This is a genomic window from Microbacterium sp. (assembly GCF_031178525.1).
Classification (GTDB): domain Bacteria; phylum Actinomycetota; class Actinomycetes; order Actinomycetales; family Microbacteriaceae; genus Microbacterium.
On the sequence record NZ_JAPSJA010000018.1, the window covers coordinates 1 to 20,779 of the forward strand.

The following is a 20,779-nucleotide window of genomic DNA, read 5'->3' on the forward strand; positions in this document are numbered from 1 at the left end:
TCGCGGCGCGCCTGTCGCAGGGCGACAGGGAATGGGCGGCGGAGATGGGCGGCGAGGGCCGCTTCGCATTCGCCGACGTCGAGCCCGGCCTGTCCACCGTGCGGCTCGTCGTGCGCGTCGACGGCGACCTGCGCGAGTTCATCACGCCCCACTTCGAGGCGTGAGCCGGGCCGGCTCGCCGGCGACCGTATCAGCACACGCCTTCTGCGCTCTCTCACTTCGCCGGTCGCATCCGCGGCGGTGAGGGCGGGCGCGTCATGCTCCCGCGTACGAGCGGGGAGAACTTCGTGGCAGAGCGACTCAGCGTTGCGTCGCGTGGCGCCGGGGCGATCGCATGACGTCCCTTGCCGGGGCGCGCATCGTCGTCACGGGCGGCGCGGGTTTCATCGGCAGCCATCTCGTCGACGAACTCGTCAATCGCCGCCGCGCGACGCGGGTCACGATCGTCGACTCGTTCGCGAACGGACGGCGCGCGAACGTCCTGCGGTGGGCATCCGATCCGCGCGTGCGGATCGTCGAGGCCGACATCCGCACCGAGGCGGGGCTCGGAACGGTGGACGATGCGGATGTCGTGTTCCATCTCGCGTGTCTCAGCGCCAGGCAGGCCGCGCAGGACCCCGTCGAGAACCACGATGTCAATGCGACGGCGACCCTCGGTCTCGTCGAGCGCGCGCGGACCGCGCACGTCCAGCGCTTCGTGCACGTCAGCACGAGCGACGTCTTCGGCTCCTCGCAGCGCACGCGCGTCGACGAGCGACACCCGACGCGCCCCGCGACCGCCTACGGCGCATCCAAGCTCGCGGGCGAGGCGTATGTGCGCGCGGCCCACCGCGAGCACGGTCTGCCCACGACCGTGGTGCGTCCCTTCAGCGCGTACGGGCCCCGCAGCCACTTCGAGGGTGACAGCGGCGAGATGCTTCCGCTCACGATCCTCCGGAACCTGTGCGGTCTGCCCGCGCTCGTCCCCGGCGACGGGCGCCAGACGCGCGACTTCATGCACGTGATGGATCTCGCGCGCGGCCTGGCGACGATCGCCGAGTGCGACGCCGCGATCGGACGCTCCGTGAACCTCGGCTCGGGACGGGAGATCTCCCTCGGCGCGCTGGCCGAGACGGTGGCCCGGCTGGTGGGACGCCCCGACCTGGTCCCCCTCCACATCGATCCGCGTCCCGGCGAAGCGAAGCACCTGGTGGGGGATGGCCGGCTCGTGCACAAGCTGACGGGTTTCACGGCTGCAATGCCCTTCGAGGCCGGCGTCGCCGACCTCGTCCGCTGGTTCCGCGGCCGCCTCAGCACGCCGCAGCAGATCCTCGCCCGCCTGGAGCGGCGCGAGCGGGTCGCCGGGCGCTCGATCCTGCCCGGGTTCGCAGCGGGCGGCCAGTTCGCCTGACACGCCTCGGGCGGCGGGCGGGGCGCGCCGCATCGCTCGCCCCTTCGGCGGGCAGGCACCGACCCGACGGGCGGCGCGCGTACGCGCCGCCCGTCGAGATCACGCCGAGGTGACGGACAGATCGACCGCGGCGAGCGCGCCGTCCTGTTCGCGGTAGCGCTCTCCCGTGGCGGGGCAGATCCACTCGTCGCCGTTGTGCTCCAGCGGGCGGCCCGCGCGTCCGACCCAGCCGATGCGACGAGCGGGGACGCCCACCATCAGGGCGTGCGCCGGCACGTCCTTCGTGACGACGGCGCCCGCGGCGACCAACGCCCAGGCGCCCACCGTGACGGGGGCGATGCAGACCGCGCGGGCGCCGATCGACGCGCCCTGCTCGATCGTGACGCCGACAGCGTGCCAGTCGTCCGCGCTCTTGAGGTGTCCGTCCGGGGTGACGGCGCGCGGGAACTCGTCGTTCGTCAGCACGACCGCCGGTCCGATGAACACGCCGTCGCCCAGCCGGGCCGGCTCGTAGACGAGCGCGTGATTCTGCACCTTGCACGCATCTCCCATCACCACGCCCGGACCGATGTAGGCGCCGCGACCGACGATGCAGTCCGCGCCGAGCCGTGCGTGCTCGCGGATCTGCGCCAGGTGCCACACGCGCGTGCGATCGCCGATGACGGCGTCGGGGGACACATCGGCCGTCGCCGCGATGACGGGGGAGGGGGACATCTCGGTCCTTTCGTATCAGGGCCCCACGGGGCCCCTCTGTTCTTGCGCAGACCGTGATGGTCGGCATCTGATCGGGCGCGTCAGCACCCACGCACAAGGAGTGAGACCGTGACAGGGAGATACAACGCGGCGGTCATCGGCGCCGGCTACTGGGGCCCGAACCTCGCCCGCAACTTCCGCACCTCCGACGACTGGAACCTCGCCGCCGTGTGCGACCTGGACCGGGAGCGCGCGCGGCGCGTGGCCGAGTCGGTGGGCGGCGCGCCGGTCACGACCGACATCGACGAAATCCTGTCCGATCCTCTGATCGACGCCGTCGCGATCGCGACCCCCGCGCGCACGCATCACGCCCTCGTGTGCCGCGCTCTCGATGCGGGCAAGCACGTGATGGTCGAGAAGCCGCTCGCCGACAGCGACGCGGCGGGGGCGGACATGGTCGCCCGCGCCCGCGAGCGCGGTCTCGTGCTGATGACGGATCACACCTACTGCTACACGCCGGCGGTGCTGCGCGTCCGCGACATGATCGCCGAGGGAGCGCTCGGTGACATCCTGTACGTCGACTCCACCCGCATCAACCTCGGCCTCGTGCAGCCCGACGTGGACGTGCTGTGGGACCTCGCGCCGCACGATCTGTCGATCCTCGACTTCGTGCTGCCCGGTGGCCTGCCCACGACCGATGTGACGGCACGGGGCGCCGATCCGCTCGGCACCGGCCGGGCGTGCATTGGATATCTCTCGATGCAGCTGCCGGGCGGCGGGATCGCCCACATCCACGTCAACTGGCTCAGCCCCACGAAGATCCGTCGTCTCGTGATCGGCGGCACGCGCCGGACGCTGGTCTGGGACGACCTCAACCCGCAGCAGCGGCTCAGCGTGTTCGACCGCGGCGTCGACATCGGCGCCGACGACGCGCAGACCGCGCGCGTGTCCTACCGCCTCGGCGACACGTGGTCGCCGGCGCTTCCCGAGCGCGAAGCGCTGGGCGGCGTCGTCACCGAGTTCGCGGCCGCCATCCGAGAGGGGCGGGACGCCCGCACGGACGGCAGCGCCGGACTCCGCGTCCTGTCGATTCTGACCGCCGCGTCGGAGAGCGCTCAGCGCTCCGGGGTGCCGGTGCCCGTGGGGCGCGTCGTGGCCGACCTCGACGAGCCCGCCGCGGCGGGAGTGCCCGCGTGAGCGACCTTCCTGCGCGGGACCCTTCACGGCGGGAGGCTCGGCGCGGCAGACCAAGCCGTTCTCCGCTCGCGCTCGTGCTCGCCGTCGTGCTGAGCGCCGGCGGCGTCGCGGTGACGGGTGCCGGCGTTCCCGCCGCGGCCGCTCCGCTTCCGGCGGCGGCGGTCCCCGCGGTGCCCGCGGCCGTCGCACCCGCCGCCGTCGCGCCCGCCAGCACTCAGGCGGGCGACCTCGAGGTCTCGCCGTCGCAGCTTGCCTTCGCCGCGGTCCAGGGTCAGGCCTGCGCGGCCGAGCAGACGGTGTCCATCGTCAGCTGGGGTGCCGGGGAGCTGGACTGGACGGCCTCGAGCAGCGTGCCCTGGGTGCAGCTCTCGGCCGCCGCCGGCGTCACGCCGGCGCAGATCACCGCGACCGTCGACTGCGCGGCGCTGCCCGCCGGCGTGCACGACGCCTCGATCGCCGTGACCGTCGCCGGCCAGGCCGGATCCGCACAGGTCGCCGTCGCCGCGGTCGTGAACCCCGACGTCCCCGTGCGCGTCGCGACCTGGCGGGACGACCACGCCGGCGCCTTCAGCGTGTCGACGGACGACGGCCGCTCGTCCGGTGCCGTCGAGCTGACGCAGAGCGACGCGCGCGGCACGTTCGTGATGAACGGCACGACGCCTCCCGCGCGGTATGCGCAGCTGCATGCGGAAGGGCACGAACTCGGCTCGCACCTCGTGAGCCACTACTGCGAGCGCGTGGGGCGCTCGACGCTCGTCGACGAGATCGAGGACAACATCGACGGCGCCGTGATGGCCACCGGCACGATCCACGACGTGATCTCGCTCGTGTGGCCGTGCGGCTTCCGCGACATCGAGTACGGCGTCGTCGCGTCGAACTACTACCTGTCCGCCAGAGGCTACAACATCAACGAGCTCGAGTCGCCCACGCCCGCGGACTTCATGAACCTCAAGAGCTTCAATTCCCCCGAGCACGAGCCGCTGCCGCCCGCCGATCTGACCTCGATCGTCGATCGCGCCGAGGCCGAAGGGGGATGGGCGCACTTCGTCCTGCACGACTTCACGAACGACGCCGGAACGATCGCCTCGGTCGCCGATCACGACGTCTGGACCGCGCCGATGGGCGCTGTGACGACCTACATCCTGCAGCGGGATCGGACGGTCGTCTCGGGCTACACCGCCACGAGCGGCTCGCTCGGCTTCGACATCCGCCGCCTCGCGCTGCCGACGTCGCCGCTGCGCCAGTTCGAGCCCACCGTCGGGCCCGACGACCAGGTGACGTTCACGGTGCAGCTGCCTCCGGGGCAGCATGCCGCCGACGTGAAGGTCGGCGGGGCGTCGCGACCGTTCACGACGTCCGGGAGCCCCGCCACCGTCACGTTCTCGACGCCGCTCGCGCTGCAGTCCCAGCGCGTCGAGGTCGCGCTGACGAGCGCCCCGCCGCCCCGCGTGACCGCCGATGCGACCGCGCTGCGCTTCTCCGCCGAGTCGGGCGAGGACGTGCCCGCTCAGACGCTGCAGATCGCCAACGGAGGCAGCGGAACGCTGTCCTGGCAGGCGCACGACGACGCCGACTGGCTGGCGCTGTCGCCCGCGTCGGGCACCGGCGCCGGCGCCGTCACGGTGCAGGCCGATCCGGAGGGCCTCGGCGCCGGTGTCCACCGCGCCTCGATCTCGCTCACGTCCACCGGCAGCGCGAACGTCCTGAAGGTGCCCGTCACGTTCCTGGTCGCGCAGGAGGGCATGGAGATCCTGCCCATGGACTACGCCGACCGGACCGCGCTGATGGCGGACGGATGGGACTTCGCCGCGCGGACGCCGGGAGGTGCGACGCGCGACACGGAGAGCGCCGCCTCGAGCGCTCCCATCCGGTACACGTCACGCGGCGTGCGGATCCCCGTGGGGGACGGTGACCTGTGGGCCGGTGCGAACGACACACGGGACACCCTGCTGCGCGACCTGCCCCAGGCCTGGAGCACCGTGCAGGCGCAGGTGACCTTCGACCCCGACCGTGGCAATCAGCAGGCGGGCATCGCGATCTACGAGCACGACGATCGCTACGTCGCCCTGACCCGCGTCTTCAACGGGGGCGGCGGGAACGGCGTCGCGCTCGTGCGCGAGGCGAACGGCGCCGCCGCGGCCGATCGGGTCGCGGTGAGCGCGACGACCGTGCAGCTGAAGCTCACGCGTGACGCGGTCAGCGGCTCGATCAGGGGAGAGGTGTCGTCCGACGCCGGTGCGACCTGGACGGAGGTCGGCGCGTTCACGGCGCCGGTCGGCCAGGCCCGGCTCGCACTGGTGACCGGCGCCTCTCCGGCCGGTCTGCCGTCCGCGACGTTCTCGGACGTGCGGATCACCGCGGGCGGCACGGGTCCGACGCCCACGCCCACGCCCACCCCGACGCCCACGCCGACGCCCACGCCCACCCCGACGCCCACCCCACCGCCGACGCAGACGCCGGTGCCGATCCCCGAGCCGGGCGACCGCGAGGAGATCCTGCCGTTCGACTACGCGAACCGGTCCGCTCTGCTCGCGGACGGCTGGGACTTCCTCGCGCGGCGCGCCTCAGGGACGGCCCGCGACACGGAGCAGACGACGGGACCGACGGTGCAGTACGGTTCGTCGGGTCTGCGGATCCCCGTGGACACGGGAGACCTGTGGCAGGGGGCGAACAACACCCGCAACACGCTCTTCCGTGATCTGCCGGAGGACTGGGAGAGCGCACGGGTCCGGCTGAGCTTCGCGCCCACCGCGGACTATCAGCACGCCGGGATCGTGCTCTACGGGGATGACGACGACTACGTCGAGCTGACCCGTGCGCACAACTCCAGCGTGGGTGGCCACGCGGTCGCCTTCATCAGCGAGACCGGCGGCACCGCCGCCGACCTGCCGCGCAGGATGACGAATGCCACGGAGCTCACGCTGCGGCTGGATCGCGACCCCGCGGCACGCACGATCACCGGGCTCGTGTCGACGGATGAGGGCGCGACCTGGCAGACCGTCGGCACCGTGGGACGGGACATCCTGAACGCGCGCCTGGCGGTGAACGTCACCGGCTCGACGTCGGGCAACCCGCTCGCCACCCTGCACTACGCGGGCGTGACGGTCGCCGCCCCGAATCCCGATCCGGATCCGGTTCCGGAGCGCCAGGTCTTCGCGTTCGGCGGCCTGAACCGCCCCGCGCTGCTTCAGGCCGGGTGGGACTTCCTGGCCCGCACGGCCGGCGGGACCGCTCGCGACACCGAGCAGACCGCCGGGGTCACATACGGCGCGGACGGACTCGAGATCGCGGCCGGGCCGGGCGACCTGTGGGGCGGGCTGAACAGCACGCGCAACAGCGTGTTCCGGAACCTTCCTGGCACCTGGTCTGCGGTCGAACTGTCGCTGCGCTTCGATCCCTCGGCGAATCACCAGCAGGCCGGCCTCGTCGTGTACGGCTCGGACGACGACTACGTGCAGGTGACGCGCAACTACAACTCGTGGCTGGGCGGCAACCGCACGGTGTTCGTGACCGAGTCCGGCGGCGCCGCGACGGCGCCCGGGATCGCGGTCACGCCGCAGACCGAGATGCTGCTGCGCCTGCAGCGCACGGGCGGCGTCATCTCCGCGGCGTACTCGACGGACGGCGGCACGACGTGGTCGGACCTCGGCTCCGTGACGCGCCAGATCGCCTCCCCGCGTGTGGGAGTGATCGTCGGCGCCAACGAGTCCGGTGGCACCGCCCCCGTGGCGACCATCCGCAGCGTGACCGTCACCACGCCCGCCGCATCGGGCACCGACTGACCGCCCGGCCCGACCCGAACCCCGCCCCGACGAGGAGACATGATCCGAATGAGCGTTCCCTTTCTCGACCTGAAGGCCCAGGCGGCCGAGATCGCCGACGATGTGCTGCCCGTGTGGCGCCGGCTCTTCGCCGACGCCGAGTACATCGGCGGTGCGCAGGTCGCCGGCTTCGAGCAGGAGTTCGCCGCGTACAGCGGCGTCCGTCATGTGATCGGCGTGGGAAACGGCACGGATGCGCTCGAGCTCGCATACCGCGCGGTGGGCGTGGGCCCCGGCGACGAGGTGATCGTCCCGGTGAACACGTTCATCGCCACGGCCGAGGCGGTGTCGCGGACCGGAGCCGTGCCGGTGTTCGTCGACGTCGACGAGCACCTGCTGATCGATCCGCAGGCGGTGGAGGCGGCGATCACCCCGCGCACCCGGGCGATCGCGCCCGTCCACCTCTACGGGCAGACGGCCGATCTCGGCGCGCTCTCCGCGATCGCGACGAGGCACGACCTCGTGCTCGTGGAGGACGGCGCGCAGTCTCAGGGAGCGACGTCGCCGGCGGGACGCGCGGGCGCGGTCGGGCGGGTCTCCGCGACGAGCTTCTACCCGGGCAAGAACCTGGGCGCGAGCGGCGACGCGGGCGCCGTGCTGACGAACGACGACCGGATCGCCGAGTACGTCCGCTCGGTCGCCGCGCACGGCAGCACCGTGAAGTACGTGCACGACCACGTCGGCGTCAACTCCCGTCTCGACGCCGTCCACGCCGTCACGCTGCGCGCCAAGCTGCGGCGGCTCGACGCGTGGAACGCGGCTCGCCGTGCGGCGGCCGAGAGGTATGCGGAGCTGCTCCGCGACCTCCCGGGGGTCGCGACGCCGGTCACGCGGCCGGGCAACGTCGATGTCTGGCACCTGTACATCGTGCAGGTCGACGATCGCGAGCGCGTCATGGCGGCGCTCGCGGAGGCCGGCATCGGCGCGGCCATCCACTATCCCCACCCGCTGCACCTGACGGCGGCCTACGCCGATCTCGGCTACTCCCGGGGACAGTTCCCTGTCGCCGAGGCGGCCGGCGACCGGATCCTGTCGCTGCCGATGTTCCCGCACCTGACCGCCGGTCAGCAGGAGCAGGTCGCCGACGCTCTCGTGCGTGCGGTGTCGCTGGCGGGGGCGCGCGGATGAGGGTTCTCGTCACGCCCCATCACTTCGAGATCGGCGGGAGCCAGATCAACGCGCTCGAGTATGCCGAGGCCGTGGCGAACATGCCGGGATTCGACGTCGCCGTCTACGCGCCGGACGGCGTGCTCGTCGACGACGCCCGCGCACGGGGGCTCGAGCTGCACCTCACGAAGCTGAACCTGGGTGCACCCTCGCCGCGCCGCATCCGCGAGATGACGTCGCTCGTGCGACGGCTCGACATCGACCTCGTGCACTCGTACGAGTGGCCGACGACCATGGACGCCATGCTGGGCCCCAACACCCTGCTCGGCACCCCCATGCTGGCATCGGAGAACGACGTCCAGGTCACGTACTTCCTGCCGAAGTCCCTGCCGATGACCGTCTGCATGAACTCGATCTACGAGGAGGAGCGCGCCGAGCGTCCCGACCTGCACCTGCTCGAGGTCCCGGTCGACACGACCTCGTTCTCTCCGGACACGGTGTCGGACGAGCGCGCCGCGGCGGCGCGCCGCGAATGCGGAGCCGACGACGACGAACTGCTCGTGGTCGTCGTCAGCAGGATCTCGGCGCACCTGAAGATCGAGGGCCTGCACGCGCTCGCCGCAGCCGCTGGGCGGCTCGGCCGCGATCACCGGTTCCGGGTCGCCGTCGTGGGCGACGGCCCCCTCCGCCCCGAACTCGAGCGGACCGTGGCGGCCGCCAACGCCCAAGCCGGTCGCGACGTCGTCGTGCTCCTCGGCGAGCGGTCGGACCCCCGGCCGTACTATCGCGCGGCGGACATCGCCGTGGGCATGGGCGGATCGGCGCTGCGCGCCATGGCCTTCGGGAAGCCGCTCCTCGTGCAGGGGCAGCAGGCGTTCTGGTCGCTCCTGGACGAGACGACGCAGCACACGTTCTTCGCGCAGGGGTGGTACGGGCTCGCGGACGGCGTGGACGGCGTGGGGCGCTGTGCGGACCTCCTGAAGCGGCTCCTGGAGATGTCACAGGATGAGCGCGCGCGCCTGGGCGCCCTCGGTCGGCGGATCGTGCGGGAGCGGTACAGCCTGCAGGCACGCGCGCGTCAGCTCGCCGATCTGTACACCGAGGTGCATGCGCGCGGGGGCCGGCGCACGGCCTCGGCGCTGCGGGCGCTGGGCACGACCGCGCGGCTGCCGAAGTTCTACGCGGCGCGCACGCTGTACGGCTGGCGTGCGCGACGCGCCCAGAGTGCGGCGGGACCGCAGCCGGCGAGCGCGGCGGCGACATGACCGCGCGTCGCAGCGTCGCCGCCGCCGCGGGCTGGAGCGGAATGAGCAACATCGTTCTGCGTCTCGGCGGCGTCGTCGTCGGCATCATCCTCGCCCGCATCCTCACTCCGGAGGAGTTCGGGATCTATGCGGTGGCGCTGGCGGCGCAGGCGGTGCTGCTCACGCTCGTCGATCTGGGGCTGTCCGCCGAGATCGTGCGCAGCGAGGATCCCGAGCCGAAGATCCCCACGATCGCGACGCTGGGGCTGGTGCTGGGAGCGGCCATCACGACGTGTGCGATCCTCTGGGCGGCGCCGCTGGCCGAACTGCTCGGCAGCGCCGACGCGGCGCCGGCGATCGCCGTGCTCGCCGTGACGGTCGTGCTCGGCGGCGCGGGAGTCGTGCCCTACGCGCTGCTGATGCGGCGCTTCCAGCAGCGCGAGCTGTTCGCGATCTCGGCCGTGGACTTCGTCGTCTCGACCGCCGTGACGCTCGTGCTCATCGGGCTCGGATGGGGAGTCGTCAGCCTCGCCGTGGGCAGGGTGAGCGCGCAGGCGGTCAGTCTCGTGCTGCAGTTCGTCGCGGCGAAGGTGAGGCCGCGGTTCGGACTGGATCTCGCGCTGCTGCGACCGATCGTCGCCTTCGGCGCACCCGTCGCGCTCGCGAACCTCGTCGCATGGCTGCTGCTCGGCGCCGACAAGGTCGTGATCAGCACCGTGGTCGGCGTGACGGCGCTCGGCTTCTACACGCTTGCCTTCAACGTCTCGAACTGGCCGATGAGCGCGCTGTCGCAGATGGTGAGATCCATCTCTCTCCCGCTGTTCTCGAGCGCGGGAAAGAACCACGCCGACGACATGCTGGCGCGCGTCACGGGCATCGCCTGGGCGGGCGCCTTCCCGGCAGGCGTGGTGCTGGCGGTCCTGAGCGAGCAGGTGATCGGCGTCGTGTACGGCGAGAAGTGGCTCCCCGCGGCGCCCGCTCTGGCGGCCCTCGGCGCGTTCGGAGCGATCCGCGTGCTGTTCGACGTCGCCACGGGCTTCCTCTACTCCCGTGGCAGGTCCGGCCTGGTGTTCTGGATCCAGTGCGCGTGGGCCGTCGCACTGATCTCCGCGCTCATCCCCGCGACGCATCTCTACGGCATCGTCGGAGCCGGGCTGTCCCAGATCGGGGTGGCGGTGCTCGTCGTGCTTCCCGCCTTCGCGGTCATGCTGCGCATGGCACGGGTGCGCGTCCGGTCGGTTCTTCGGGAGATGGCGTGGCCGACCGTCGCGGCGATCGCCGCGGGCGGCGTCGCGGCGGGTGTGAGCCACCTCGTCGACGGTGCCGTCATCGAGCTGCTGTCCGGTGGCGCGAGCGCCGTCGCCGTGTACCTCGCGCTGATGTGGAGATGGGGACGCACGCGCGTGCGCGGCCTGCGCGCACCTCAGACGCAGCCGGCGGGCGAGCGCGACGCGGCGCGCGAGCTCGGGCGCGTCGGCTGAGGCCCTCGCCGCCCGGACACTTCGCGCGTGGCGTATCACCCCGCTCCGCTCCCGCTCTTGCTCAAGGACGGAGGGGGACACATGTCACGCAGGATCCACGACGCGCACGCGGCAGCGCTCGAGGCGGTGCGCCTGGCGCCGGAGCCGCCGCTGCGGGAGGCCACGGTCTCGGTGGTCATCCCATGCTTCAACTACGCCCGCTACGTCGAGCAGGCGGTGCACAGCGCGCTGAGCCAGGGCGGGGTCGCGGTCGAGGTGATCGTCGTGGACGACGCCTCCACGGACGACAGCCTCGCAGTGATCCGCCGGCTCGCGGCGCAGGATCAACGCGTTCGCGTCCTGGCGAACGAGGTCAATCGCGGCCCCGTCGCCACGTTCAACCGCGGGCTGGCGGCGGCGACGGGGGAGTACCTCGTGCGGCTGGACGCCGACGATCTGCTCACGCCCGGAGCGCTGCAGCGTGCGGCCGCCGTCCTGCAGAACCTTCCGGAGGTCGGTCTCGTCTACGGACATCCGCTGCACTTCCTCCACGGCCGCGGCCCCGCCCGGACGAGAGCGACCGCGTGGACGGTGTGGCAGGGGCACGCGTGGCTCGCCGCCCGCTGCGCCTCCGGCGACAACGTGATCACGTCCCCCGAGGTCGTCATGCGCCGCAGCATCCTCGACGAGATCGGCGGTCAGCGCGAACTCGCCCACACGCACGACATGGAGCACTGGCTGCGCATCGCCGCGCACGCCGACGTCGCCTACCTCGAGGGATGCGACCAGGCCTGGCACCGCGAGCACGACGGCAGCCTGTCGACGCACGCCCACGAGCCGATGGTCTTCCTGCGCGAGGCGAACGCGGCGTTCGAGACGCTGTGCGACCAGCTCGCGGGATCGGACTCGCTGCGCCTGGCGGCGCGCCGCGGGGTCGCGCTCGCCGCCCTGCGCTACGCGCGCCGCGATGTCGACCGCGGCAGGATCACGGAGACGGCCGAGCAGCTGCGCGCCCTGGCGCTCGAGCTCGACGCCGGCATCCTCGCCACCCGCGAGGGGGGCGGCTTCGCGTCCGCGTGGCGGCGTGCGTCGACGTGGCCGCACGCCGCCGCGCGGATCTCCGGGTTCGTGCCTCTCGTGCTGCGCCGGCGCTGGTCGAACGCGCGATGGCGTCGCTGGCGCCGGACGGGCGTGTACGAGCCGCTCCGCATCGTGCCGGTCACGCCCACCGCGACCTCTTCCGCCGTCCCGGCCGCCCTGCCGGTGTCCGCGTGGAGTGCGGCGTGAGCGCGCTGGGCACCGGCGCCCGCGTGCTCGCCCGTCAGGGGGCCAGGGAGTTCGCCCGCCGCGCCGTGCGACGGCTGTCCGACCGGATCGGCGCCGCGGCGCCCGAGATCGCCCTGCACGACGAGGACATCGCCGACTCCGGGCTGCTGGACCTCGCCGCGCCCGCGGACAGGCCGCCGCAGGGCGCTCCGCTCACGATCGGCTGGGTGCTCACTCCTCCCGGGCCGGGATCCGGCGGCCACACGACCCTCTTCCGCATGGTGGAGGCCGCTGAGGCGGCGGGGCACCGCTGCATCCTCTTCCTCACCGACTACTACGGCGGCGACACGAGGCGCCACGAGGGCGTCATCCGCGCGTGGTGGCCGCGGATGCGCGCCGAGGTGCGGTCGGCGGACGACGGCATCACCGGCGTCGACGCCGCCGTCGCCTCCTCCTGGGAGACCGCGCACGTGCTCGCCACGCGGGGGACCGCGCCGATGCGGCGGCTGTACTTCATCCAGGACTATGAGCCCTGGTTCCACCCGCGCGGTGCCGCTTCGGCCCTAGCCGAGGACAGCTATCGGTTCGGATTCCGCTGCATCGCACTCGGTGAGACCGTCGCGCGCGCGCTGCGCGAGGAGATCGGCGTGCTCGCCGAGGTCGTCACCTTCGGCTGCGACACTTCGGTCTACCGGCTGACGCCGAACGCCACGCGCGACGGCGTCGTGGCGTTCGCGAGGCCGGGCGTGGCCCGCCGCGGCTGGGACCTCACCCGCCTGGCGCTGGCGCGGTTCCACGCGGCGCGGCCCGACGTGCCGATCCACACGTACGGCGACCGGCTGCCCGACCTGCCGTTCGCCGCGACCCAGCACGGCAGGCTGACGCCCGCCGAGCTCAACGACCTCTACGCCCGATGCGTCGCCGGGGTCGCCCTGTCGTTCACCAACATCACGCTCATCGCCGACGAGATGCTCGCGGCGGGCGTCGTGCCCGTGATCGGCGACAACGAGTACGCGCGCGCCGGGCTTCCGAGCGCGGCTGTCGCGTGGGCGCGCCCGACACCGGGCGGGATCGCGGAGGCGCTCGCCGCGGTGGTCGATCGCCCCGACCGCGAGACGGGGGCGCGCTTCGCCTCGACGACGGCACGTCCGGACGGCTGGGAGCGCGCGCAGACCGAGGTCCTCCGGATCATCGAGGACGAGGTGCGCGGCGAGATCCGTGACGCGGTCCCCGCGGAGGCGGTGGCCCCGTGACGCTGCGGGGTCTGCTCGGCGCGATGCGGCGACGCTGGTACGCGGTGGTCGCGATCCTCGCCGTGACGGCGGGCCTCACCGCGCTGCTCGCGGCATCGGCCGACGGCGTGTTCACGACCCGCACCGCGGTGTCCTTCACCTATGGCTACGAGACGCCGCTCACGCCCGCCAACTCGCTCGTCGACGAGGACGTCATCGCGTTCGCCGGCGCCGTCGCCGCCGATGTGGGCGGCGTGCGCGAGGTCGTGCGCTACTCCGCTGCCGACGCGCCGTACTACGGTGCGGGGCTCCGGGAGGGCATGTTCGTGGGGCTGCTCGACCACGGCAGCCAGTGGGGGCCGAGCTACGGCGTGGCGGTGATCGTCGTGCAGCTCGTGGGACCGACGAAGGACTGGGTCGAGACCCGCCAACGGGATGCGCTGGCGCGGATCGCGGAGAGCGTCGCGGCGCACCAGCCGCAGGGCGCCGAGGTCGACATCGCGACGCACATCGACCCGCTCAGCCTGCGGATCGAGCAGATCGCACCCAACCGGCTCAGTCAGCTCGCCGCCTTCGCGGCGATGACGGCCGCGGGAGTGCTCGCCGCCGCTGCGGCCGCGGTCGGCACCGACCGCGTGCTCGCGCGCGGCCATGAGACGAGGGCCGCAGGGGGCGGCCCGAGGGAGGAAGACACATGAACATCGCCGAGACGCTGCGGGGATTGCGCCGCCGCTGGTACATCGTGCTGCCCGGCATCATCGTCGCCGCAGGCCTCGCCAGCTGGATGTGGGTGACGACTCCGCCGATGTACGAGCGGACGGCGACGCAGCTGCTGCTTCCCGGTGCGGCGACCCTGCCGGAGACCGAAGAGGGCGAGCCCAACCCGTTCCTGTACCTGGGCGGGCTGACGACCGCCGCCGACGTCACGGTCGGCGCCCTCAACGCGCCCCAGGTCGCGCGGGAGGCGACGGATGCACATCCCGGATCCGAGGTGAGCGTAACGCGCGATCCCAGCACCTCAGGGCCGGTCGTGCTCATCGCGGCGACGGCGCCGAGCGACGCGGCCGCCGCAGACATCATCGACACGATGCTGCGGCAGACGGTCGACGTGCTCGACGACCTGCAGAGCGAGCAGGAGGTGACCGAGGACGCGAAGGTCACGGTGTCCACGCTCGCCGTGACCGACGAGAGCGAGCTCAACTACCGCGACCGGGCGCTGTACACGGTGGGGGCGGGAGGCGGCGCGGTGCTGCTGGCGCTGCTGCTCGCCGCAGCGGTCGACGGACTCGTGCGGCACCGCGGACGCCGGCGGGTCCGGGTCGCCCGCAAGGAGCGCCGCGCACGCGCCGAGGCGAAGCGCCGCGCGACGGCGGAGGAACCGGCACCGGCCGAGGCCGCCGAGGTCGACGATCCGCACGAGCCGCAGACCGAGATCGTCGACGCGCCCGAGGCCTCCGTCGTGCGCCCCTCCTCGGAGGAGAGCGAGCCGGAGAAGCAGACGAAGTCCGCCGACGGCGCGCAGCCGGCCGATCGTGAGGACCTCGCCGAGGTCGATGTGGCGCTCGACCGGCTGCTGCTGGCCGAGAGCGCGCCGATCGGAGCGCGGCGGCAGGGGAACCGGTGAGCCAGGTCGTCGCCCTGCCCCCGCCGCTGCGGGCGGATCGCGCCGTCGCGGGACGCACGCGCACGGGGACGGCCCTGACCATGGTCACGGTGTACGTCGCGCTGCTGTGCATCGTGCCGTCGAATGTGACGATCTCGCCCCTGGGCGGGCTGGGCCGGCCGGCGCTGATCTGGGGACTCCTGCTGCTTCTCTGGTGGGCCATCGCCAGACTGCAGGCGCGTTCGGAGGACGTCTCGCGAGCGAGCCAGCCCGCCCGCTGGGCCTATGTGGCGCTGCTGGTGATGGTGCTCGTGAGCTTCGCGGCCGCCATGCTGCGCGGCCAGCCGGACGACCAGGTGACCGTCGCGATCTCCGCCGTGATCCGGCTGCTCTCGTGGGGCGGGGTCGTGCTGGTGCTGATGGACGGCATCCGCACCCTGTGCGATGCCGATCGTCTTCTCGCCCGCATCGTGTGGATCGGGGCGGGCCTGGCGGTCCTCGGCATCGCCCAGTTCGCGACGGGGCGGTCGCTCCTCGAGTGGCTGACGCAGGTGCCGGGCATCTCCGTCGAGGCGAGCGGCGCCGGCGCCCGCGGGGCGTTCCTGCGGCCGTCGGGCACGGCGACGCATGCGCTGGAGTATGCCGCGGTGATCTGCTCCATCCTCCCGCTCGCGATCACGCTCGGGCTGACGAGGGCGCATGCCGGCCGCGGCCGACTGCCGTGGACCTGGATCCCCGCCGCGCTGATCGCGATCGCGGCGCTCATCTCGGTGTCGCGCTCGGCGATCATCGGCGTCGTGGTGGCCGTCGTGGCATCGCTGCCCGCTCTTCCCGTCGTGTATCGCTGGGTGGTCGCGGCAGGGGGCGTGATCGCGGCCGTCGGCATCGTCGCGGTGGTGCCGGGGATGTTCGGCACGGTCGTGGAGCTGTTCGCCGGGTCCGACAGGGACCCGTCCACCCTGTCGCGCACGAACGCCCTCGCGCAGGTGCCGGAGTTCCTCGCCGCGAGCCCCGTGATCGGGCTGGGCTTCGGCACGTTCCTGCCGCGGTACTACATCTTCGACAACCAGTGGGTGCTGATCCTGCTCGAACTGGGCCTCCTCGGCCTGTTCACCTTCGTGGTGTTCGCGTTCACCGCGATGTGGAGCGCGGTGTCGACCATCCGACGCTCGCCCTACTCCGACGTCGCATCGCTCGGTCGCGGCGTCGTCGCCGCGCTGCTCACCTCGCTCGTGCTGTTCGCCTTCTTCGACGGGCTCAGCTTCCCCATGTCGGCCGGCATGTTCTTCGTGCTGATCGGTCTCGCCGGCGCGATCAGGACGATCGGCGCCGCGGACGCCCACATCCGGCCGCCGCGACGTGAGGAGCAGGACGCATGACCTCTCGCACGCTCGAGCTGATCACGCCGAGCTACGCACCGGATTTCGAACTCTGCCGCGACCTCGTCGCCAGCGCGCGGCGGTTCGCGCCGCCCGGGACCCGCCACCGGCTGCTCGTGCCGCGTCGCGATCTCGGGCTCTTCGCTCAGCTGCGGGGCGACGGGGTAGAGGTGCACGACGTGGCCGAGGTGCTGCCGCGCACGCTGCGACGCGTGCCGGGATGGAACGGCTGGATCGACGTCGGCGCACCGTGGCCGCCGGTGCGGGGCTGGGTCGCGCAGCAGCTCGTGAAGCTCGCCGCCACCGCCTCGAGCACGGCCGACGAGGTGCTCGTCGTCGACTCGGACGTCGTGTTCGTGCGTCCGTTCGGCGCCCTCTCGCCGGACGACGGGGAGCTGCTGTACCGCCTGCCCCACGTCGTCGACTCCCGGCTTCCGCGGCACATCCTCTGGGACGACGTCTCCCGCCGGCTCCTCGGTCTGCCGGCGTCGGAAGCACCCACCCGTCACGACTACATCTGCTGGCCGTGTCCGTGGAGCCCGCGCGTCGTGCGGATGATGCTCGAACGGATCTCGGCGGTCGCGGGCGGCGCGCCATGGGCGCGCGTCATCGGACGGGAGCTCCACGTCTCCGAGATGGTGCTCTACGGCGTGTTCGTCGACGAGGTGCTCGCGAGGCAGACCCGCGTCGTGCACACGGACGACACCCGTTGCCTGACGCAGCCGGACGAGATCACGTTCGATCGCCCGCAGATGCGCGCGTTCCTCGACGGCCTGCGGCCGTCGGACACCGCCGTCATGGTCTCGGCGAAGTCGGGCACAGCCATGGACCTGCGCCGCGAGGAGATCGCGCGCATCACGGAGACGATCGCCCGCTGACCCGGTCGGGGGCCGGGTCAGCCCAGGGGGATCCGGTACACGTGGTGCGTGGATTCGTCGTGGAAGGAGTCGCTGAAGGCGCCGTCGTCGATCGGAAGGGTGCGGTCCTCGCCGACCACCTCCACGGTGTCGCCCGTCGTGCCCGGTGGCAGCTCGAAGGTCCGCCGGCCGGCCTGTCCGTCCGTCATCGCGAAGACGTACATGTCCCCGTCGTACACCTTCAGCGCGGTGTCCAGCCGCGGACCGAAGTCCCACACGTAGGTCTGGGTGTTGATGACCGGCGCGAGCGAGGCGACCTCGGCGTTGATCGCCGCGACGCCGTCTCTGAGCTCTTGCGAGCACTCGACGAGGGAGTAGTTGCCGCAGCCGTCGTTGTTGTGCTGGAAGTAGGCGATCCCGGAGGCGCCGTGGATGATGGCGTTCCACACGGCCCCGCCGATCTGGTCGCGTCTGATGGTGCCCGCGCCGAGCTCCGTGAGATACGGCTTCGCGGTCTCGACGAAGACCCAGTTCGGCTTGGCGGCACCCGGCGTGAACGTCTCCATGCGGTCCTGCTGCCAGCCGTAGGCACCCGCGGATGAGGGGTTCTTGCCGAGCGGCCAGAAGGGGGAGCCGCGGAAGAGGGCCTGCACGTGGGGGCTCGTGTAGGCGTACTTGTCCACGCTCGACACGTCGACGAGCTCGAGGTGCCCCGGCATCGTGTCGGGCGACCACCACGTTCCGAGCACCCCGTTGCCGAAGTTCGCCTGCAGGAAGCGGCCGTCGTTCTTGCGGCTGTACTCGGCCGCGAGCTCGCGATGGATGGCGAGACGCCCGTACTGGTCTTCTGCGCGTGAGCAGACGCCGTACCCCATCTCGCACTCGTCGGAGAGGTGCCAGCCGACCACGCGGCGGTTGCCCGCGACGTCGGCGTCGGTCCACTCGCCCTGCGCGAGCACGGAGATCCCGGCGTCGGTGACGTCGCTGATCGGCGATCCGTCGTACTCGGCGCCCATGTAGGTGTTGACGCCGAGCGCGGCGAGCCGAGGTGCGTGCTCGGGCTTGCCATAGAACACGGCGATCGGGAAGAACGTGTCCTCGTCCCAGCCGGCCGCGTCGGCGTTCGGGAACTGCGCGTAGTACGACGGGCCGCCGTACCAGGGTTCGGTGGGGAGGTCGAGTGCGCTGCCGGGGTCCGGCGGAGGCGTCGTCGGGCCCGGAGTGGGCGTGACGGTGGGCGTCGGCGACGGCGTCGGCTCCGGATCGGGCGTCGCTGTCGGTGAGGGGGTGATCGTCGGCGTCGGGGTGGGATCCGGCGTCGGTGTCGCGTCCGGTGTGGACGTGGGATCCGGTGTCGGGGTCGGATCCGGTGTCGGGTCCGGTGTCGGCGTGGGATCGGCCGTCGGACTCGGCGTGGCGGTGGGGGTCGGCGTCGGTGTCGTGCTCGGCGCGGTGACGAAGACATCGCGGACCGTCGCGGAGGGGTTCCCACCGCGCGATTCGTCGGCGCCCACGATCACGCCCACGCGCGGCGCAGCGATGTCCCGTTGCGTGGTCCCCGCGTCGACCCACGTTCTGCCGCCGTCGGTCGAGAACGATCCGGAGATCGCCGTGCCCGACCGCTCCAGGCGGAGCGTCACGAAGGCCGCCGTCGCCGGCGCATCGGTCTGGGCGGGCTCGCCATCCGCTTCGGCGATGAAGGAGACCGTCTGCCCTCCGACACCGCTGTGATGGTTGCGCGCCAGGAGCACGTAGTTGTCGTCGTCGCCGTACAGCGCGATGCCCGCCTGATGGTAATTGGCACGAGGAGCGAAGATCAGGTTCGCGTCGATGCGCGTCCAATCGCTCGGCAGGTCGCGGAACAGGCTGTTGCGCGTGTTGTTCATGTCCTGCCACAGATCGCCCGGTCCCGCGGTGATCCGCAGTCCCCAGGACGAGGGGATGAGTCCGTCCGGCTGCTCCGTGTCGCGCGGCTCGCCCGAAGCGGTGCGCGCCGTGAAGTCCCAGCCGGAGGCGAGCAGGTCGTCCCGTGACTGCCCGCCGAAGAGGAAGGCCTCCGTCGTGAGCTCCGACGGGTCGGAGACCTCCTCGGCCGAGGACGCCGCGACGGCGAGGGACGATGGAACCAGAAGTGCCACGACGCTCAGCGTCGCGACGGCGAGGCGCGCGTACCATCGGGCGGCACCGGACTGCGCTGCGTGCGCGGGGGCCATGCTCGATCCTCCAGACGACGGGCAAGCGGACGGGTGTACCGCTCGTCGGACAGTTCGCTGGGGAGCATTGCCATGCTAGGCCGTCGATCGGCACGCACCAAGGTGCTGTGTGGGCAGTTATGCCCATGCGGCCGTCGGACACGGTCGCCTTCGCGCGTCGGCTGCCGCTGACCGGGACAGGCCGGGCGCTCGGCATGTATCGGCACGCCCGCCTGGGAACTCCCTGTGGTCACGGAGAGGGGAGTGTCGGCGCATGCCGGCACCCGTGAGCGGTTCCGCGGTGCGGGACGGACAAGGATGGACGATGACGGAGATCAAGGTCGACGGCGAGACCCGCCGGAGCCTGCGCGCCACGCGGGCGGTCGGGGAGCGAAAGCCCCAGGACCTCACCACGAGCGCTCCGGCCGCGAGCGGCTCGCTCCTCCCTTCGCTCGCGGGCGTGCGGTTCGCAGGCGGCGCGGTCGTCTTCGCGTGCCATGCGATCGTGCTGCTGCCGGATGCCGAGCCGGGCCTCCTCGGCGCCGGCATGTCCATGGTGTCGATGTTCTTCGTGCTCAGCGGCTTCATCATGGCCTGGGCGCACCGCGCCGGCGACACCGCGCGCGCGTTCTACCGTCGCCGCTTCGCCCGCATCTATCCGGCCTACTTCGTGGCGGTGACCGCCGCGATCGTCGTGTCGCTGGCCTACGCGGGCTTCTCGCCGCTCAACCTCCTGCCGTACACGCTGATCCAGGCGTGGTTCCCCGATCCGATGGCGCACTTCGCCGCAAACGCCGTGTTCTGGAGCCTGTCCTGCGAGGCCTTCATGTACGCGATCTTCCCCTTCGTCGCGATCCTGCTGCACCGCGCCTCGGCCGTGCTCCTCTGGAGCGTCGCCGCCACGTGCACCGCGCTCGCCGTGGTCATCGGGATCGTCGCCACGCTCCTGTGGGGCGACCCGGTGGTGCAGTGGCTCGTCTATGTCTTCCCGCCGATGCGCGTGCCCGAGTTCCTGCTGGGCGTCGCCCTCGGCTTCCTCGCCCGCAAGGGACTCCGGGTGCGGATCCCGGTGTGGACGGCGACGGCTCTCGCCGTGGCCGCCGTGATCGGCGCGTCCTTCGCGCCGCCGGGACTGCAGATCATCGCGGTGACGATCGTGCCGCTGACGCTCATGATCCTCGCGCTCGCGACGTCCGACATCGAGGAGCGGGGGTCGGTCTTCTCGCACCCGCTGTCCGTGATGCTCGGCAGCTGGTCGTTCTCGTTCTACCTGCTGCACGGCATGATCCTCGCCTGGATGATCCTCATCGCCGACGTGCTCGAGCTGCCGCTGGCACT

General features: G+C 72.3%; 15 protein-coding genes. 13 read left to right on the forward strand and 2 right to left on the reverse strand.

Translation table 11 applies throughout. The features are described from left to right. Positions 1–334 precede the first annotated feature (334 nt). On the forward strand, positions 335–1,390 hold the full coding sequence (locus tag RIF89_RS02675; RefSeq protein WP_309067613.1) for an NAD-dependent epimerase/dehydratase family protein: 1,056 nt from the start codon (positions 335–337) through the stop codon (positions 1,388–1,390). Between the two features lie 99 nt (positions 1,391–1,489). Here RIF89_RS02675 and RIF89_RS02680 read toward each other — a convergent pair whose 3' ends face one another. Continuing rightward, positions 1,490–2,104: an acyltransferase gene (locus RIF89_RS02680; RefSeq protein ID WP_309067614.1), complete on the reverse strand. Its 615-nt coding sequence runs from the start codon at positions 2,102–2,104 to the stop codon at positions 1,490–1,492. 108 nt (positions 2,105–2,212) lie between these two features. On the opposite strand from RIF89_RS02680, the gene RIF89_RS02685 reads away from it, so the two are divergent. The 11 genes from RIF89_RS02685 to RIF89_RS02735 all read left to right on the forward strand — a co-directional run bounded on the left by RIF89_RS02685 (position 2,213) and on the right by RIF89_RS02735 (position 17,270). Beyond that, positions 2,213–3,280, forward strand: a complete 1,068-nt coding sequence (locus tag RIF89_RS02685; protein WP_309067615.1) for a Gfo/Idh/MocA family oxidoreductase — start codon at positions 2,213–2,215, stop codon at positions 3,278–3,280. 74 nt (positions 3,281–3,354) lie between these two features. Further along, positions 3,355–7,062, forward strand: coding sequence for a hypothetical protein (locus RIF89_RS02690; RefSeq protein WP_309067616.1), 3,708 nt, complete (start codon positions 3,355–3,357; stop codon positions 7,060–7,062). A gap of 48 nt (positions 7,063–7,110) precedes the next feature. Beyond that, complete coding sequence (locus tag RIF89_RS02695) at positions 7,111–8,229, forward strand: DegT/DnrJ/EryC1/StrS family aminotransferase (RefSeq protein WP_309067617.1); 1,119 nt, start codon at positions 7,111–7,113, stop codon at positions 8,227–8,229. Further along, entirely contained in the window at positions 8,226–9,473 is a 1,248-nt protein-coding gene (locus tag RIF89_RS02700) for a glycosyltransferase family 4 protein (RefSeq protein ID WP_309067618.1), read from the forward strand. The genes RIF89_RS02695 and RIF89_RS02700 overlap by 4 nt, the downstream gene beginning before the upstream one ends. Further along, positions 9,470–10,933, forward strand: coding sequence for an oligosaccharide flippase family protein (locus tag RIF89_RS02705; protein WP_309067619.1), 1,464 nt, complete (start codon positions 9,470–9,472; stop codon positions 10,931–10,933). The genes RIF89_RS02700 and RIF89_RS02705 overlap by 4 nt, the downstream gene beginning before the upstream one ends. A gap of 81 nt (positions 10,934–11,014) precedes the next feature. Continuing rightward, positions 11,015–12,199, forward strand: a complete 1,185-nt coding sequence (locus RIF89_RS02710; protein WP_309067620.1) for a glycosyltransferase family 2 protein — start codon at positions 11,015–11,017, stop codon at positions 12,197–12,199. Next, positions 12,196–13,431: a glycosyltransferase family 1 protein gene (locus RIF89_RS02715; protein WP_309067621.1), complete on the forward strand. Its 1,236-nt coding sequence runs from the start codon at positions 12,196–12,198 to the stop codon at positions 13,429–13,431. Before RIF89_RS02710 ends, RIF89_RS02715 begins: the two co-directional genes overlap by 4 nt. After that, on the forward strand, positions 13,428–14,108 hold the full coding sequence (locus RIF89_RS02720) for a hypothetical protein (protein WP_309067622.1): 681 nt from the start codon (positions 13,428–13,430) through the stop codon (positions 14,106–14,108). The genes RIF89_RS02715 and RIF89_RS02720 overlap by 4 nt, the downstream gene beginning before the upstream one ends. Beyond that, on the forward strand, positions 14,105–15,034 hold the full coding sequence (locus RIF89_RS02725) for a hypothetical protein (RefSeq protein ID WP_309067623.1): 930 nt from the start codon (positions 14,105–14,107) through the stop codon (positions 15,032–15,034). The genes RIF89_RS02720 and RIF89_RS02725 overlap by 4 nt, the downstream gene beginning before the upstream one ends. Further along, positions 15,031–16,392, forward strand: coding sequence for an O-antigen ligase family protein (locus tag RIF89_RS02730; RefSeq protein WP_309067624.1), 1,362 nt, complete (start codon positions 15,031–15,033; stop codon positions 16,390–16,392). The genes RIF89_RS02725 and RIF89_RS02730 overlap by 4 nt, the downstream gene beginning before the upstream one ends. Further along, positions 16,389–17,270, forward strand: coding sequence for a DUF6492 family protein (locus RIF89_RS02735; protein ID WP_309067625.1), 882 nt, complete (start codon positions 16,389–16,391; stop codon positions 17,268–17,270). Before RIF89_RS02730 ends, RIF89_RS02735 begins: the two co-directional genes overlap by 4 nt. Positions 17,271–17,287: 17 nt before the next feature. On the opposite strand, the gene RIF89_RS02740 is transcribed toward RIF89_RS02735, so the two are convergent. Next, entirely contained in the window at positions 17,288–19,462 is a 2,175-nt protein-coding gene (locus tag RIF89_RS02740; RefSeq protein WP_309067626.1) for a hypothetical protein, read from the reverse strand. A gap of 304 nt (positions 19,463–19,766) precedes the next feature. Here RIF89_RS02740 and RIF89_RS02745 point away from each other — a divergent pair. Continuing rightward, positions 19,767–20,779: acyltransferase (locus RIF89_RS02745; protein ID WP_309067627.1), on the forward strand; the 1,013-nt coding region annotated here is incomplete at its 3' end.